This is a genomic window from Streptomyces sp. NPDC048424 (assembly GCF_040651555.1).
In the GTDB taxonomy this organism is placed as follows: domain Bacteria; phylum Actinomycetota; class Actinomycetes; order Streptomycetales; family Streptomycetaceae; genus Streptomyces.
The window spans coordinates 144,967-160,809 of record NZ_JBEZKE010000011.1; the positions used below are offsets into that span (position 1 = coordinate 144,967).

13 protein-coding genes and 1 pseudogene are annotated in these 15,843 nt (G+C 72.3%); 11 read left to right on the plus strand and 3 right to left on the minus strand.

The genetic code is table 11. The features are described from left to right. Positions 1 to 106: 106 nt before the first annotated feature. Positions 107 to 706 carry a methyltransferase domain-containing protein gene (locus AB0D29_RS18335; protein WP_362855329.1) on the plus strand — a complete coding sequence of 200 codons (600 nt, stop codon included), beginning with the start codon at positions 107 to 109 and terminating at the stop codon, positions 704 to 706. A 51-nt stretch (positions 707 to 757) separates the two neighbouring features. On the opposite strand, the gene AB0D29_RS18340 is transcribed toward AB0D29_RS18335, so the two are convergent. After that, positions 758 to 1,672 (minus strand): oxygenase MpaB family protein, encoded by a 915-nt coding sequence (locus AB0D29_RS18340; RefSeq protein WP_362855331.1) that lies wholly within the window; start codon positions 1,670 to 1,672, stop codon positions 758 to 760. A 135-nt stretch (positions 1,673 to 1,807) separates the two neighbouring features. Here AB0D29_RS18340 and AB0D29_RS18345 point away from each other — a divergent pair, with 135 nt between their 5' ends. Together AB0D29_RS18345 and AB0D29_RS18350 are read left to right on the plus strand one after the other, a co-directional pair. Continuing rightward, a complete protein-coding gene (locus AB0D29_RS18345; protein ID WP_362855333.1) occupies positions 1,808 to 2,587 on the plus strand; it encodes a hypothetical protein in 780 nt (259 codons plus the stop codon). 341 nt (positions 2,588 to 2,928) lie between these two features. After that, positions 2,929 to 3,927 carry a polyprenyl synthetase family protein gene (locus AB0D29_RS18350; protein WP_362855474.1) on the plus strand — a complete coding sequence of 333 codons (999 nt, stop codon included), beginning with the start codon at positions 2,929 to 2,931 and terminating at the stop codon, positions 3,925 to 3,927. A gap of 136 nt (positions 3,928 to 4,063) precedes the next feature. Here the strand turns inward: AB0D29_RS18350 and AB0D29_RS18355 are convergent, their stop codons facing one another. After that, on the minus strand, positions 4,064 to 4,246 hold the full coding sequence (locus tag AB0D29_RS18355) for a hypothetical protein (protein WP_351286947.1): 183 nt from the start codon (positions 4,244 to 4,246) through the stop codon (positions 4,064 to 4,066). A gap of 181 nt (positions 4,247 to 4,427) precedes the next feature. Between AB0D29_RS18355 and AB0D29_RS18360 the strand changes: the two genes are divergently transcribed. The 4 genes from AB0D29_RS18360 (at position 4,428) to AB0D29_RS18375 (ending at position 11,853) form a co-directional block, all read left to right on the plus strand. Then, entirely contained in the window at positions 4,428 to 7,481 is a 3,054-nt protein-coding gene (locus AB0D29_RS18360) for a DEAD/DEAH box helicase (RefSeq protein WP_362855335.1), read from the plus strand. A 3-nt stretch (positions 7,482 to 7,484) separates the two neighbouring features. Further along, the gene (locus AB0D29_RS18365; protein ID WP_362855336.1) at positions 7,485 to 8,828 is read left to right on the plus strand and encodes an SWF or SNF family helicase; all 1,344 of its coding nucleotides are present in this window, start codon (positions 7,485 to 7,487) and stop codon (positions 8,826 to 8,828) included. 120 nt (positions 8,829 to 8,948) lie between these two features. Beyond that, complete coding sequence (locus tag AB0D29_RS18370; RefSeq protein WP_362855338.1) at positions 8,949 to 10,274, plus strand: GAF domain-containing protein; 1,326 nt, start codon at positions 8,949 to 8,951, stop codon at positions 10,272 to 10,274. Between the two features lie 55 nt (positions 10,275 to 10,329). Then, positions 10,330 to 11,853 (plus strand): aldehyde dehydrogenase family protein, encoded by a 1,524-nt coding sequence (locus tag AB0D29_RS18375; protein ID WP_362855339.1) that lies wholly within the window; start codon positions 10,330 to 10,332, stop codon positions 11,851 to 11,853. 290 nt (positions 11,854 to 12,143) lie between these two features. Here the strand turns inward: AB0D29_RS18375 and AB0D29_RS18380 are convergent, their stop codons facing one another. Next, on the minus strand, positions 12,144 to 12,566 hold the full coding sequence (locus tag AB0D29_RS18380) for a helix-turn-helix domain-containing protein (protein ID WP_362855340.1): 423 nt from the start codon (positions 12,564 to 12,566) through the stop codon (positions 12,144 to 12,146). 87 nt (positions 12,567 to 12,653) lie between these two features. Between AB0D29_RS18380 and AB0D29_RS18385 the strand changes: the two genes are divergently transcribed. The 4 genes and pseudogenes from AB0D29_RS18385 to AB0D29_RS18400 all read left to right on the plus strand — a co-directional run bounded on the left by AB0D29_RS18385 (position 12,654) and on the right by AB0D29_RS18400 (position 15,637). Next, positions 12,654 to 13,469 carry an NAD(P)H-binding protein gene (locus AB0D29_RS18385; RefSeq protein ID WP_362855342.1) on the plus strand — a complete coding sequence of 272 codons (816 nt, stop codon included), beginning with the start codon at positions 12,654 to 12,656 and terminating at the stop codon, positions 13,467 to 13,469. A 5-nt stretch (positions 13,470 to 13,474) separates the two neighbouring features. Beyond that, positions 13,475 to 13,967: pseudogene (locus tag AB0D29_RS18390) on the plus strand (leucine zipper domain-containing protein); the annotation flags it as partial. Between the two features lie 129 nt (positions 13,968 to 14,096). Further along, positions 14,097 to 14,360: a DUF4158 domain-containing protein gene (locus tag AB0D29_RS18395; RefSeq protein WP_362855343.1), complete on the plus strand. Its 264-nt coding sequence runs from the start codon at positions 14,097 to 14,099 to the stop codon at positions 14,358 to 14,360. After that, positions 14,357 to 15,637 carry an MFS transporter gene (locus tag AB0D29_RS18400; RefSeq protein WP_362855344.1) on the plus strand — a complete coding sequence of 427 codons (1,281 nt, stop codon included), beginning with the start codon at positions 14,357 to 14,359 and terminating at the stop codon, positions 15,635 to 15,637. Before AB0D29_RS18395 ends, AB0D29_RS18400 begins: the two co-directional genes overlap by 4 nt. Positions 15,638 to 15,843 lie beyond the last annotated feature (206 nt).

Consider the following 15,843-nt stretch of genomic DNA (forward strand, 5'->3'; position numbering starts at 1 on the left):
AATATGACAGAGCTACGTTCATCTTCGATCACACCACGTGCCACCTTGCGCACGGTCCGCAGGCACGCGGGCACGCGGGCGCACGCCGGTGCGGGATCATGGGCGCATGAGCGAAGACCACACACACGTGCAGGAGTTCTTCGGGGCGCGCGCCGCCGACTGGGACCGCAAGTTCCCGGGCGACGGGCCCGCGTTCACCACCGCCGTGGCCGAGTTCGGGCTGCGGCCCGGGGACCGCGTGCTCGACGCGGGCTGCGGCACCGGCCGGGCCATGACCGCGCTGCGGGCCGCCGTGGGACCCGCCGGAACGGTGCTCGGCGCCGACCTCACCCCGCAGATGCTGGCCGCCGCGCAGCGGGCCGGACGGGGTGCCGAGGGCGCCCTGCTGCTCGCCGACGTGGCCCGGCTGCCGTTGCGCGACGGGGTGCTGGACGCGGTGTTCGCCGCCGGGCTCATCGCCCACCTGCCCGACCCCGGAGCGAACCTGCGCGAGCTCGCCCGGGTGGTCCGCCCCGGCGGCCGGCTCGCGCTCTTTCACCCGATCGGGCGAGCGGCCCTCGCCGCTCGCCACGGCCGCGAGCTGACCCCGGAGGACATGCGGGCCGAGCACAACCTCGCGCCGCTGCTGGCGGGTTCGGGCTGGGAGATGACCTCGTACGCCGACGAGGACGACCGCTTCCTGGTGCTGGCCGTGCACCACCCGTGACATGCGTTCGTACGTCGCCGTCGCGCCCGGGATCCGCGGACGCCCCCGGAATCAGGCCGGAGGCTGTGCCTCCGCTCCGGCGGGCCGGCGGGGGTGCGGAACGGGGCAGCCGCCCGAGCCCGGCACCGGGAACGTCCCGAGCTCACCGACGTCGTAGCCGTCGGGGTAGCCCTTGATCTCCGGGTTCTGGCGGGCGTAGTGCGGGTCCCGGCGCGGCGGCAGCAGTCGCACCGCGCGGCCGCGCAGCCGCAGGGCGCCCCGGACCAGCTGCCGGACCCGGGGGCGCGGCGCCTCGTACCGGAAGGCACGCAGCAGCGGCTCGTCGAGGAGGGCGAGGCTCCCGCGGCGCACGGCGGGTGCGAGCGGCGCCGGGTACCAGGAGGCCATCAGGTCGAGCGTGGAGTCGGCGACCTTGCGGGCTCCCTCGTCCCAGCCGAAGTGGGCCTCCTCATAGGCGTTCAGGGTGTCCTCGAACTCCTCGTAGGAGTCCGGGATGTCCGTGATGCCCAAGTGGCGGCCGAGGGTGGCGTAGTAGTTCGCGCAGGCCCGGCGCTCGTGGTGGGTCAGCGCGCGCCAGCCGTAGGCGTCGAGCCAGCGCGTCGGGATCACCACGAAGGTGGACAGGACGTAGCGCATGTCCTCGTTGGAGATGTCGTAGCTGCGGTGCATCTGGTTGACGCGGCGGATCGCGGTGCGCGCGGTGTCGCTCTCGAAGCCGTGCTCGACGACCGCGTCGAGGAGCAGCGCCGTGTCGTCGTACCGCTTCTGCGTCCGGTCGGTGAACTCGGCGGTCTCGGCCAGCAGACCGCCGATGCTGGGCACGGCATATGTCCGGAAGAGGGCGAGTTCCAGGGCCCGGGTGAAGTCCCAGGGGAACTCGTAGGTGGCGGTGAGCCGGTAGATGGCGAGGAAGTCCTTGTCGGGGTCGAGACGGAGGATTTCCCTCAGCCGGTCGTAACGCTGCACCGGGTGTCCCTTTCTGTGGCGGGTTCCCAACTCTACGTGCAGGTAGCAGCCTTGGAAATCGACGCCCGCCAGCTCTCGACGCACGGGTTACCCGCTGGTTAAGGTGCGCCGACGAAAGAGCTACCAGGAGGCCAGGTGTCCGACGACGAGGGTGGCGGCTCCCTGTACGTGCTGACCGCCGTACTGCTGACGCCCGCGCAGTTCCCCAGCATCCTGGGCGACGACTTCCCCGAGGCCTGCTCCCTGCTGGGCGTGGCCCCGGGCGGGGACGGGTACGGGCTGGTGCTCGGCCAGGACGAGGAGGGCGCGCGCTGGACGGTCGTCGTGGACGACGTCTCGCTCGTGGCCACGGCCATCGCCTCCTGGGACTGCGGGATGGAGTACGACCTGTCCCCCGACGAGCGGTCGATCGTGGTCTCGCTGGCGGGCTGGCCGCTGGAGCTGTCGGTGGCGGCGGCGGGGATCCCCGAGCCGCACGATCCGGAGCAGGGTGCGGACGGCACGGGGCGGGTGCCGCTGGCGCCGCCCTCCGCGGAGGCGTGGGGGCCGGTGCAGCGCCGCATGGGCGCGGACCAGATCGCGCGGGAGTGGTCGGACTGGCGCGAGCGCGTGGCCACGGACGGCGGGGCGGCCGCCGCCGCGCACCCCGGGCTCGCCCGGGCGCTGGAGGAGGCCGTGGAGTACACGCGGACCCCGCCGCCGCCGGGCCGGGTGCGGTCCTCCTTCGCCGGCGAGGGGGCTCGGACCCTGCGGGTGGACGGGCCGGGCTGGTCGCTGGTGGGGCGTACCGGCGACACTGCCTTCGTCCTGCTGGACGAGGAGCCGAGCGAGGTGCTCGCCGTCCCCCAGGAGGGGGATCCCGGCCTGCCCGAGCTGCTGACGGCACTGGACCGGGTCGCGGTCCGCCCGGCGTGAAGTCGTCCGGATGTCCACCTGGTGGGACCGGACCCGGTGTGCGGAACTCCGGTCCCCGATCCGAAAGGACGCGTGGCCGAGTTCGGGCCACGGGGTGAATCGCGGCAGCCGAAGTGGGCGACGGTCTTCATCCACGGCCATTACCGGGCAGTTCGCCGACGCCGGGCACGGCGGCGCCACCGGCACCAATGACGCACAATCGAAAAGAATCGGCCAGACGGGCCGAAAATTGCTCTGGATCCCCTCCCTCCGGAATGATCGAATCGGCCAGTCACGCGGCTCAAAGGGTGTGCACCTCACCCCTTCAGCCCATTCCACGACGGAGGCCGCTCTTGAATTCCATGTCGTACCTGGACCTGCACCGGGAAGTCGCGCAGGACATCGATGCGGAGATCGAAACCGCCCTGGAGCGGCTCGGCCCGCTGGCGGTCACCACACGGAACACAGTGGCCAAGCTCTTGAGGCAAAGGAAACTGAGACATCCCCTCTCGGTGCTGCCGCTGCTCACGCACGCCATAGAGACGGGTAGTCCCGGGCCCGCCATCCCGCTGTCCGCCGTGCACCTGCTGTGGTGGACCTCGGCCTGCTACCTCGACGACCTGGCCGACGCGGACGGCGCGTCCATCTCCGGCGAACTGACCGAGAACGAGGCGTTACTCGCCTCCGTCATCACGGGTAACGCGCTCCCCATTCAGATCATCCTGTCGCAGGAACTTCCGGAGGAGGCGCGCAGCGCGCTGATAACGGAGATCCTGAACGGGTGGATCATTGGCGTCGACGGCCAGATCGACGACATGTGCGGGGACATCTGCAGCGCCTCGCGGAAATCGGTGATCGAGACGTATCGCGGCAAATCCGGCGCACCTTTCGGAATGATCACGGCAATGGCCGCGATATTCTCGGGAACGACCGCCGAGAAGGTGGAGCTGTGGCGTGAATTCGGCTATGTCTTCGGCATCCTGTGGCAGATTTTCAACGACCAGGAAGACATCCTGTCCGGTCGTGACGAGGACCTGCTCAACGGCACGGTGACCTACCTCCTCGCTTCCGTGATCGAGGACGCCTCACCCGCTTCCCGCGAGCACGTGCTGGGGCTGTGCTCCGCCGCCGGACGCTCGATTCCGGCCAGGGCGGAACTCGCGCGCCTCCTGCGGACACCCACTGCCCTCGACCGCTACCGGGCGGAGATCGACGGCTTCCGCGCCGAGGCGCACCGCATCCTGGACGAACTGGGCGGCGACGGGACCTACGTGCAGGTGCTCCGGCACCTCGTGGACCACGCCTCGCAGATGCTGCTCGAATCGAACCTCGCGCCGGCCGCGGCGAGCGACGCCGCCTGATCCCGCCGCCAGGGCGGGCCACCCCGAAACGTCCGCGCCGCGGCCGCACCTGCCGGGCTCCGCACCGTACTCGGAGCCCGTGCTGGTGTCCGTATCGCTGCCGCTGCCGTTACCGCTACTGCTACTGCTGCCGCCGTCAGCGGCCGATCTGCTTCCTGGACATGCCCCGCAGACGACGCCGCTGGGAGGAGTCGAGCAGGAGGTACGCCGCAGCCGGCACACCGATCAGGACCAGCAGACCGGCCCAGAACCCCACCGTCCAGAACAACACGATGGCTGCCACGACTCCGGCAACCGCGATCTTTCCGCTCGTGGACATCTGCGGACACCTCCTTCTGCCGTCGACCACTACCCCCTCAACGCGCCGCCACGACCACGCGTTCCCCCGACACCCCAACGGTCTTCAGAGTCGGCTGGTTCGCGGCCCGCCCCCGCCGCCGAGCCACTGCGGTGGGGTACTCTCGGCCGCCTCGCCCCCGGTAGTCAACTTTGAGGAATGCGTGCGTCGCTCCGAGCTCTCCGGCCACTTCCACCACTCCGCCGTCTTCCTCCCCGGCGACCCGGCCCGCACCGGCCGGATCGCCCTCTGGCCGCTGGACGGGGAGTCGGTCGACGCTGCCCGCCTCCGTGCCGAGTCCCGTGCCGGTGTCGGTGCCGAGCCCGGTGCCGGCAGCGTCGAGGAACTCACCGTGGTCACCCCCGACCTGGGCCGGACCCCCGTGACCGCGCTCGTGCTGCCCGTGGCCGAGGCCCTGCCCCTGCTCACGCGGGCCCGGGCCGCCGCGGCGTCGGCAGCCGGCGCCGCGACCGGCGACACCAGCCGCACCGGCACCTCCGGCACCTCCGCACCCTCCGGCGCGGCGTTCTGGGGCGCCGCCGCGCTGCTGGCCCTGCGGTTCGTCGCGCAGGGCCGGCTCCTGCCCGGGCTGAGCCCCGCCGGCCACGACGCCTGGCGGATCGGCCCGTTGGACGCGGCCGACCTCGACGAGGTCCGGGAACTGGCCGCCGCCATGCCACCCGGCGCCCACTGCGTCCCGCTGGACGCGGACGGGCCGCCCCGGCTGCCCACCCCGGAGCCGCTGCTGCGCGCCTTCCTCGATGCCGTCGCCGACACCCTCCCCCGCTCCCCCGCCGCCGCCGAGGCCGCCGGCGGACCCGCCTTCGCCGCCCGGCCACCGCGCCTCCATCCCGAGCTGCGCGACTGGGCCGCCGAGGTGGCCGCCGGCCATGACGCCGGGGTACGGATCTCCCTGCGGATCGAGCTCGACCAGAGCCTCGACCAGGCCCTCGGCCGAACCCCGGACGCAGCCCGCGACCAGGGCGGGAACGGCCGGGCCCGCACAGCCGGCGCTCCCGCCTTCCGCGCGGTCCTCCAGATGCACGGCCTGGCCGACTCCGCCGTGGTCGCCGATGCCGCGGACGTCTGGGCCGGATCCGGAGCCGCCGCGACCGCCTTCCCGCCCGGCGCCCGGATGGACGCCCTCCGCGCCCTGCGCCGCGCCGCCCGGCTGTGGCCCGCGCTGACCCCGCTGCTCGGCGCGGCCGTGCCGGACGCCGTCGGGCTCGCCGACGAGGAGGTCGTGGAGCTGCTCGGCGAGGCCGCCGCCGCGTTGGCCGCCGAGGGGGTCCAGGTGCACTGGCCGCGCGGACTCGCCCGCGACCTGAGCGCCCGCGCCGTCGTGGGCTCCCCTGACTCCGTGGGACCCGACCTCCCGTCCGGTCTGCTCTCCCCCGGGTCCCTGCTCTCCTTCAGCTGGCGCCATGCCCTCGGAGACCAGGGCGACCTCACCCGCGCCGAGCTCGACCACCTCGCCGAGGCGAAGCGGCCCCTGGTCCGGCTGCGCGACCAGTGGGTCCTGATCGACCCGGCCGAAGCCCGCCGGGCGCGCGCCCGCCAGGACCTCGACGTCACGGCCGCGGACGCGCTGGCCGCCGTACTCACCGGGTCGGCGGAGATCGGGGGCAAGCGGGTCGACGTGGAGGCCACCGGTGCGATGGAGCGGCTGCGTGCGCGGCTCACCGCCGATCCACGGGCCGACGACGAACTCGCCGCACCGCCCGAGCTGCGGGCCACCCTGCGCGACTACCAACTGCGCGGCCTGCGCTGGCTGGCCCGGATGACCTCGCTGGGCCTCGGCGCCTGCCTCGCCGACGACATGGGCCTCGGCAAGACCGTCACCCTCATCGCGCTCCACCTGCACCGCAACCGGGAGGACCCCGCCACCGCCGGGCCCACCCTGGTGGTGTGCCCGGCCTCGCTGCTGGGCAACTGGCAGCGGGAGATCGAGCGGTTCGCGCCCGGCACGCCCGTGCGCCGCTTCCACGGTCCCGGCCGCAGCCTCGCGGGCCTGACCGGTCCCGCCGAACCCACTGGTCCCGCCGGTTCCGCCGGTTCCGCCGGGGGCTTCGTGCTCACCACGTACGGCACGATGCGCCTGGACGCGCCCGTACTCGCCGCCACCTCCTGGGGCATGGTCGTCGCCGACGAGGCCCAGCACGTCAAGAACCCGCATTCCTCCACGGCCAAGGCCCTGCGCACCATCCCGGCCCGCGCCCGCGTGGCCCTGACCGGCACCCCCGTCGAGAACAACCTGTCCGAGCTGTGGGCCGTCCTCGACTGGACCACGCCCGGGCTCCTCGGCCGCCTCGGTACCTTCCGATCCCGCTACGCCGAACCCGTCGAGAGCGGCCGCGACCCGCAGGCGGCGGCCCGACTGTCCGCGCTCGTACGGCCGTTCCTGCTGCGGCGCAAGAAGTCCGACCCCGGCATCGCGCCCGAGCTGCCGCCCAAGACCGAGACCGACCACACCGTGTCCCTCAGCCGCGAACAGACCGCGCTCTACGAGGCCGTCGTACGCGAGACGCTCGCCGCCATCTCGGAGGCGGACGGGATGGAGCGGCGCGGTCTCGTCGTCAAACTGCTGACCTCCCTCAAACAGATCTGCAACCACCCGGCCCACTTCCTCGGCGAGCACGGCTCCGGGGAACGCGGAGACCGGGGAACCGCCGACGCCGCCGCCCGCTCCGGCAAGCTGGAGCTCCTCGACGAACTCCTCGACACGATCCTGGCGGAGGGCGGCTCGGTCCTCGTCTTCACCCAGTACGTGGCGATGGCCAGGATCCTGGAGAAGCACCTCGCCGGCCGCGGGATCACCTCGCAGCTGCTGCACGGCGGGACGCCGGTGCCGCGCCGCGAGGAGCTGGTCGACCGGTTCCAGGCGGGCGAGGTCCCCGTCTTCCTGCTGTCCCTGAAGGCGGCGGGAACCGGCCTGAACCTCACCCGGGCCGGGCACGTCATCCACTTCGACCGCTGGTGGAACCCGGCCGTCGAGGAACAGGCCACCGACCGCGCCTACCGCATCGGCCAGACCCAGCCCGTACAGGTCCACCGGATCATCGCCGAAGGCACCGTCGAGGACCGCATCGCCCGGCTCCTGGAGCGCAAACGCGCGCTCGCCGACTCCGTCCTCGCGGGCGGCGAGGGCGCGCTGACCGAACTGACCGACGCCGAACTGGCCGAACTCGTGGCGCTCCGCGCGCCCCACGGGGAGTGAGCGATGAACACCCGCGACCCGTACGACAAGCACGACTCGGCCTCGGACGACTCGCACGCGAGACACGCGAGGCACGAGAGGCACGAGAGGCACGAGAGGACGTTCCCGGCGCTCCCGCCCGCCCCCGGCCGCTCCTTCGCCCGCACCTGGTGGGGCCACGCCTGGCTGCGCACCCTGGAGGACAGCGCGCTCGACGGGGAGCAGGTCAGGCAGGGGCGCCGGTACGCGCGCTCGGGCGCGGTGGGCGCGGTCTCGGTGCGCCCCGGCGGGCTCACGGCCGTGGTGCGCGACCGGGACGGCACGGCACACCGGACGGACGTACTCGTGCAGGAGTTCACGGAGGCGGAATGGGACCGGCTGCTGGGTCTGGCGGCCGCGGAGTCGGGGTACATCGCGGCGCTGCTGGACCGGGAGGTGCCGCCCGAGCTGGCCGAGGACGCGGCGGCCGCCGGGGTGGACCCGCTCCCCGGCATCGGGGACCTCGATCCGCGCTGCGACTGCGGCGAGTGGGACCACTGCCCGCACACGGCCGCGCTCTGCTACCAGGTGGCCCGGCTGCTGGACCAGGACCCGTTCGTGCTGCTGCTCCTGCGCGGCCGGGGCGAGCGGGAGCTGGTGGACGAGCTGGAGGAGCGGAGCACGGCGGGCGCGGAGGCTCCCCGGGTGCCGCCCGCCGACGCGGGTGTGCCGGCGGCGCAGGCGTACGAGGCGCAGGTGGCGCTCCCCCCGCTCCCCCCGCTCCCCCCGCTGCCCCCGCTGCCCCGGCTGCCGGACGCGCCGGGGCAGCCGCCGACCCTGGACACCGAGGGCGAAGCGGAGCCGGAACTCGACGTGGACGCCGTGGAGTTCCTTGCACAGGCAGCCGCGACGGAGGCGTACCGGCTGCTGGCGGAGGCTCTGGCTCCGGGCCACGCCGACCGCATCGCGCCGGCCCCGCTCACGCTTGCCGAAGACGCCGTACGCCTCACGCGCGAGGCCGATGACGTCCGGGTCCGCTCCCGCCTGGCCGCGGCTACCGGACGCAGCCGGGCCGACATGCGCCTGGCCGTACTCGCCTGGGGCTTCGGTGCGGCCCCTGGCCTGGCGGCGCTGGAGGAGGACTGGACGCCGGACCGGACGACGCTGGCCCGCGCCCGTGCGGCCCTGGCCGCTGCCTGGGCGGACGAGGAGGCTCCGGTTCTCCGCCGGGTCCGCGCCCGATGGACGGAGGCGGGCAGCGGCCGCCAGCTCCGGCTGGGCCGGGAGGGGCGCTGGTGGCCGTACCGCCGCGAGGCGGACCGGTGGGTCCCGGCGGGCCCGTCGGCCCCGGACCCGGCCTCGGCGCTGGAGGCCGGTCCCGTCGAGTGAGGTTCTGCCACTGCCCGGCCGACGTGGCGCGGAGGCGGTGGCCGACGTACGGCTTGCCGGGGCCCGCAGCCGGTACGACGATGGAGCGCTCCGGGTACCGCGGCACGACGGGAGGGTGACATGGGCGATCCGTCGGTGGCGCTGCCGGGCGGGGCCGATCCGGCCCTGCGCACGCGCGAACTGCGGCGGGCGCACGCCGCGTTCACGCGCGACGGGCGGGTCGAGGCACCGGTCCGGGCGGTCATCGCGCGGTCCTGGCGGCGGTGCGCGCGGGCCCGGCTCAGCCCGGAGTGCGCACCCCGGGTGGAGCTTGCGGAGGCGGAGCTGCGGTCGTACCGCGAGGAGCACCCGCTGGCCCGGGCGATGCCGCTGTTCCGGGACCTCGTCGGGGCGTTCGCCGCGCACGGGGCGCATCTCCTGGCGGTGTGTGACGCGCGGGGCAGCCTGCTGTGGGTGGAGGGCGAACCGGGCACGCTGCGGCGGGCGGAGCGGCTCGGTTTCGTGCCGGGTGCGCGCTGGGCGGAGACGGCGATGGGCACCAACGCGCCGGGCACGGCGGTCGCGGTGGGCGAGCCGGTGCAGGTCTTCGGGGCCGAGCACTTCAGCCGCCGGGTGCACCCGTGGACCTGTGCGGCGGCCCCGGTGCGCGATCCGCGGACGGGCAGGGTGCTGGGCGCGGTGGACATCACCGGCGGTGACGGCCTCGCCCACCCCCACTCCCTCGCCTTCGTGCAGGCGGTGGCCCGGGCGGCGGAGGCCCAGCTGACGCTGCTCGCCCCCGGCCCGCCGGCCTCCCGGGACAGCCTGACGGCGCTCGGCCAGGACGAGGCGCTGCTGGTCACGAGCGGGCGCAGGATCAGGCTCGGCCGGCGGCACAGCGAGATCATGGCCCTGCTCGCGCACCATCCCGAGGGCTTGTCGGGCGAGGAGCTGGCCATCGCCCTGTACGAGGACGAGTCGGTGTCACCGGTGACGTTGCGCGCCGAGGTGTCCCGGCTGCGCGCCCTGCTCGGGCCCGCGGCGCCGCTCTCGCGGCCCTACCGCGCGGCCGGTCCGCTGGCCGCCGATTTCACCGCGTTGACCCGGCAGTTGGCCGCCGGAGCGGTCTCCGCGGCGCTGCACCACTACCCGGGGCCGCTGCTGCCCGCCTCCACGGCTCCCGGCATCGTCCGGCTGCGCCGGCGGATCGAGGACCAGGCGCGGGCGGCCGTGATCGCCCGGGCCGATGCCGGTCTGCTGACCGACTGGGTGTGCAGCCCGTGGGGCGCGGACGACCTGGAGGCGTGGCGGGCGCTGGCGGCGGCGCTGCCTCCGGCGGACCGGTCGGCCGCGCTGGCCCGCGTACGCGCCCTGGACCATGAGCTCGGTGCGCGAGGGGACGGCGTGGCGGTGGCGGCACGGCGCCCTGGGCCGCGTGCAACGTATCCGCAACCTGCCCGCTCCTAGCCTCCGTTCGAGCGCCGTCCGACGGTGGCCGGCGCCCGGCAAAGGGGAGGACACCATGGCCCGTTACGCTGCGCCCGGTACCGAGGGATCGCTCATGTCGTACGCGTCCCGCTACGACCACTTCATCGGCGGCGAGTACGTCGAGCCCGCCCGCGGCCGGTACTTCGAGAACCCCTCCCCCGTCAACGGTCAGCCCTTCACCGAGGTCGCGCGCGGCAGCGCCGAGGACGTGGAGCGGGCGCTGGACGCGGCGCACGCGGCCGCGCCCGCGTGGGGGCGGACCTCCATCACCGAGCGGTCGACGCTCCTGCTGCGGATCGCGGACCGGATGGAGCAGAACCTGGAGTCCCTCGCCCTCGCCGAGAGCTGGGAGAACGGCAAGCCGATCCGCGAGACGCTGGCCGCCGACATCCCCCTCGCGATCGACCAGTTCCGCTACTTCGCGGGGGCGCTGCGCGCGCAGGAGGGGGCGCTCAGCCAGATCGACGAGGACACGGTCGCCTACCACTTCCACGAGCCGCTGGGCGTGGTCGGCCAGATCATCCCGTGGAACTTCCCGATCCTGATGGCCGTGTGGAAGCTCGCCCCGGCCCTGGCCGCCGGCAACACCGTGGTCCTGAAGCCGGCCGAACAGACCCCGGCCTCCGTCCACTACTGGCTGAGCCTGGTGTCCGACCTGCTGCCGGCGGGCGTGGTGAACATCGTCAACGGCTTCGGTGAGGAGGCCGGCAAACCGCTCGCGTCCAGCCCGCGCGTGGCGAAGATCGCCTTCACCGGCGAGACCGCGACCGGGCGGCTGATCATGCAGTACGCGGCCGAGCACCTGAAGCCGGTCACCCTGGAGCTCGGCGGCAAGAGCCCGAACCTCTTCTTCGACGACATCTGGTCGACGGACGACGACCTGCGCGACAAGGCCCTGGAGGGCTTCGCCATGTTCGCGCTCAATCAGGGCGAGGTGTGCACCAGCCCGTCGCGCGCGCTGATCGAGCGGGGCCGGTACGGGGACTTCCTCGACGCGGCCGTGGCCCGCACCGAACTGATCGTGCCGGGGCACCCGTTGGACACGGACACGATGATCGGCGCGCAGGCCTCCGAGGAGCAGCTGAAGAAGGTCCTGTCGTACGTGGAGATCGGCCAGCGGGAGGGCGCGAAGGTCCTCACGGGCGGCGGGCGCATCGACCACGGCGGCGACCTGGCCGGGGGCTACTACGTCCAGCCGACCATCTTCGAGGGCGACAACCGCATGCGGATCTTCCAGGAGGAGATCTTCGGCCCGGTGGTGTCGGTGACCTCGTTCCAGGACTTCGACGACGCCGTACGGATCGCCAACGACACGGCGTACGGTCTGGGCGCGGGTGTCTGGACCCGCGACATCAACACGGCCTACCGCGCCGGCCGCGCGATCCAGGCGGGCCGGGTCTGGACGAACTGCTACCACGCCTACCCGGCCCACGCCGCCTTCGGCGGCTACAAGCAGTCCGGCATCGGCCGCGAAACCCACAAGATGATGCTGGAGCACTACCAGCAGACGAAGAACCTCCTGGTCTCGTACTCCCCGAAGCGTCTCGGCTTCTTCTAGAGGCACGAAGTAGGGCGCCTGACCTGGCCTTTCGCCCGTCAGGCGCCTTCGACTCGACTCGCTCGCAGCCAGTCACGATTTACACCGTTCCCCCCAGTTCCTCCCACCCGCATCCCGCGACCCAAGCTGGGTGAACCGGCGCTCATCAACACCTCGGACCCGATCGGCGTAGCTGATCTCGACCGCCCCAAGTTCATCGACAGTTCCGCCATCGGTGAACCACAGTCGATACAGAGGCGGGTGGTGATCGCCCGACAGCGGAAAGGCTCAGCGGCGCCAATGCCCGAAAGTCATCGGATCTCGTTCTCGGGGTGCTGGTTGTCGTAGGCCCGGCGGGCACGGGCGATGCCGTCTCGGTGCTCCAATGACCAGTCCGCAAGCGCCTTGACGAGGTGGGTGAGGCTCGCGCCGGTCTCCGTGAGTCGGTAGTCGACCTGAGCAGGCACGGTCGGATACACGGTCCGAAGGACCAGCCCATCTCGCTCAAGGCGTCGCACCGTCAGTGTCAGCATCCGCTGGGAGATCCCATCGATGGCGCGCTGGAGTTGCCGAAAGCGCCGCGGCCCGTTGGCGAGTTCGACAATGACAAGGACCGACCACTTGTCCCCGACCCGGTCGAGGACGTCCCGGATCCCGCAGTCCGGGTGGTCCGGCTGGCCGCACGGCTCGAGCTCGGCGGCTCCAGCGGTTACATCGGTGTGCGTCACTGACACGAAACTGCCTCCTTGTGAGCCGACCGCGGCCGGTTGAAGATCTCACCGTAGTTACCGAAGAGAACCACGGTAGGAGACAGAGCCAAAATGATCATGGTGACCGGCGCCAACGGACAGCTCGCTTCCCTCACACTTCAAGAGCTGGCCAAGCGCGATGCGCCCGCAGTGGGCGGGAGTCGATCGCCCGTCGACGGACAGCGCCGCCTCGACTTCGATGACCTTGCGACCCTCGACCTCACTGGAGTTTCCACGCTGGTCTTGGTGTCGGCGGGGTACGCCGAGGACGACCAGGTCGTTGCTCGTCACCGGGCCGTTCTTGACGCTGCGAGCCGCGACGGCGTCGCCCACGTGATCTACACCAGCCTGACCGGGGCCGGTGATCACCTCGGGTTCGCGCTCGCCCACCGGGCCACTGAGCAGATGGTCAAGGCCAGCGGACTCGTGTGGACGATCCTACGCAACGGGCTCTACGCGGAGCTGTTCGGTGCGCTGCTGACCTGGACACCCGATGGCCTGGAATCAGCGTTCGACAAGGGTGCACTCTCCGCAGTGGCGCGGGCTGACCTGGCCGCAGCCGCAGCCATCGTCGCCGGCAACCCGACCGCGCACGCGGGGAAGACCCATGAGCTGGTCGGTGAACCGATCACCGTCACCGAGGTTGCCGAACGCCTTGGCGTCGCTCACCGGGCAATCGGACTCGGCAAGTACCGCAAGCGGCTGCTCACCGATGGCACCCTGTTGCCGTTCCAGCCGCCGATGCTCGCCTCGATTGCGAGCGGTGTCCGACATGGGTTCCTCAGCAACACCAACCCCGACCTCGTGCAGCTGCTCGACCGACCGCTCACCGACCCGCTCACCGTCGCCGCGGACACGACAGCGGCGATGCACCCCGGCGCACGCTGACGCGGATGGTCCATCGCAACGCGCCGCTGTCCCCCGAAGGGCGCCGCCGGCTGGTCGAACGCTGCCATACCCGACCCATCGCGCACGTGGCCGCCGAGACGGGCATCTCTCGCGCGTACGCATCCGGGTGGGTCAACCGCCGCCTACAAAATGGGGAGCTCGGCCTACTGGATCGCTCATCAGCTCCTCACCGCCGGCCGACTGCGACCGATGCCGGCTTCGTCGCTCGGATCGACACCCTGCGGCGCACAAAGAAGTGGTCTGCTGCCGGCTCGCCCTCGGGCTGAACCGCCGCAAGTGCATCGACTCGAACGGCGACTCAAGCCGCGAGCCGCGAGCCGCGAGCCGCGAGCCGCGAGCCGCGAGCCGCGCAAGATCATCGCCCGCCGGCCCGGCCACATGGTCCATATCGATGTGAAGAGAGTCGGCCGGATCCCCAACGGCGGCGGACTTCGGCGTCCTGCACCTTGGCGCATGCACGGTCGTGGCCGCCACCGCGATCGCGTTCATGCACATCGTCCGCGCCTGGTTCGCGGCGCATGGGATCACCCGCAAGACGATCCTCCTTTGCCGGGCGTAGGGTGGCTCGTCGGGCTTATCGGGTGACGGCGAGGGGACGGGCGGCGAGTGGCGACGCGGGGTGCCGGTGATGAAGCGCCAGAGGCCCTGCGGTCGTTCCCGACGATCGTCAAGGACGAGCTGATCCGGTGCTTCACCCTCACCCCTGCGGACAGGGCGTCCCTGCAAGAGTTCCGCCGGGCTCAGAAGGTGCTCGGCGCCGCTGTACAGCTCCTTGCCCTGCCCCGGCCGGGCGGCGTCCCCGACGATGAGCCCGCTGCTCCGGCTGCGGCGGTCGGCCGCATGGCCCGCCGGGACGGTGCCACCCGGTGAAGGCTGTGACCCAGCAGACCGGGCTCATCGGCCTCCTGCGCGTTCGCAAGGTCCGCCTTCCGCTCGTCGCCCAGACGGTCTCCGTCTTCGGGGACATGGCCCTCCTCGTCACCCTGGCCATCTGGGCGAAGGAGCTCACCGGCAGCAGTTCGGCTGCGGGCGTCGTCATCCTCGCGCTCGGTACGGGGAGTCTGACGGGGCCGGTGACCGCGCGATGGATCGACGCGCACCCACCCCGGAGGTGGCTCATCGCGGCCAATCTGGCCGGCGCCGCGGTCACTCCCGCCCTGCTGCTTGTCCACAGCGCGGGCGGCGTCTGGATCATCTATGCCGTCGCCTTCCTGTACGGCCTCATCGGCACGGTGGTCTCGGCTGCGCTCACGGCCTACCTCAAGGAGACCGTGCCGCCCGAACTGGCCGTTCCCGTCAACGTGGAGTTCCGGGCGCTCACGGAGCTGATGCGGATCGCAGCGCCGGCCGCGGGAGCGGGGCTCTACGCCCTCACTGGAATACAGGCCGTGGTCCTGATGGACATCGCCTCGTTCACCGCAGCGGCGATCCTGTTCAGCCGGTGCGCAACGTCCGAACCGAAGGGAACCGGTTCCGCCCCACCGCAGGGCTTCGGCGAAGGAGCCCGTGCGCTGCTCACGGACCGACGTCTGCGAACCGTCGTACTCCTGGTACTGGGTGTCCACCTGGTTCAGGGCTTCGCGCAGACCCTCGGCTTCCTGATCGCCGACGCCCTGGGCCGCGATGCGAGTCTCGTCGGTGTCTTCGTCACCGTCCAGGCCTCGGCCGCGTTCGTCATGACGCGGTTCCAGCGGATCAGGGCTCTCAGTCCCCCGGCTCTGGCCAGAACGGGCGTGCTGGTGGCGGCGGTCGGCTACTCGATCCTCCTCGTGCCCAGTCTGCCGACGGCCATGGCCGCCTTCGTGGGCGTCGGTGCCGGATTGCCTCTCATCCTGATCGCCTTCGCCAGTGCTCTGCAGATCTACGGTCCCGAGGAGTCGACCGGTCGTCGAGCCCTGGCGGGGTACTCGGTGCTCGGACTGGTCCAGGTGATCTCCATCGCCTCGGGCGCGGCGCTCGCCCTTTTCGCCTCCTGGCAAGTGCTGGTGCTGATCATGGCGATCGCCCTGTTCGGCCTGGGTGCTGCGCCGATGCGGGTCCGCTCCGGGCAGCACACGGTACGAGCATCCCGGCCGGCACGCCTCACACAGCGCGCAGCTGACGAGGAAGGGTCTGCGGCTCGAAGCCACGGCCCTACCTCGTCCTGAACGGCTTCGACAACGGGGCGCCACATGCAGGTCATGCCACCCCGACACCGCCCGCCAACTCGGCGACCGACAGACCGACTCCGGCTGACAGCGTTCACAGACGCGCCGTACCCACACTCCGCGCCGTTTGTACGAGACCGCGCATGAGGTCGTTCTCCGTCTCGGTGCGCCATACCAGGCCCCACCGTAGGGACCGTTCCTCTTCG

What these genes read in the sequence shown, in the direction of transcription:
- AB0D29_RS18335 (WP_362855329.1), top strand. Translation starts at nt 107, where the DNA reads ATGAGCGAAGACCACACACACGTGCAGGAGTTCTTCGGGGCGCGCGCC.
- AB0D29_RS18350 (WP_362855474.1), top strand. Translation starts at nt 2,929, where the DNA reads ATGTCGTACCTGGACCTGCACCGGGAAGTCGCGCAGGACATCGATGCG.
- AB0D29_RS18355 (WP_351286947.1), bottom strand. Translation starts at nt 4,246, where the DNA reads ATGTCCACGAGCGGAAAGATCGCGGTTGCCGGAGTCGTGGCAGCCATC.
- AB0D29_RS18365 (WP_362855336.1), top strand. Translation starts at nt 7,485, where the DNA reads ATGAACACCCGCGACCCGTACGACAAGCACGACTCGGCCTCGGACGAC.
- AB0D29_RS18370 (WP_362855338.1), top strand. Translation starts at nt 8,949, where the DNA reads ATGGGCGATCCGTCGGTGGCGCTGCCGGGCGGGGCCGATCCGGCCCTG.
- AB0D29_RS18375 (WP_362855339.1), top strand. Translation starts at nt 10,330, where the DNA reads ATGGCCCGTTACGCTGCGCCCGGTACCGAGGGATCGCTCATGTCGTAC.
- AB0D29_RS18385 (WP_362855342.1), top strand. Translation starts at nt 12,654, where the DNA reads ATGATCATGGTGACCGGCGCCAACGGACAGCTCGCTTCCCTCACACTT.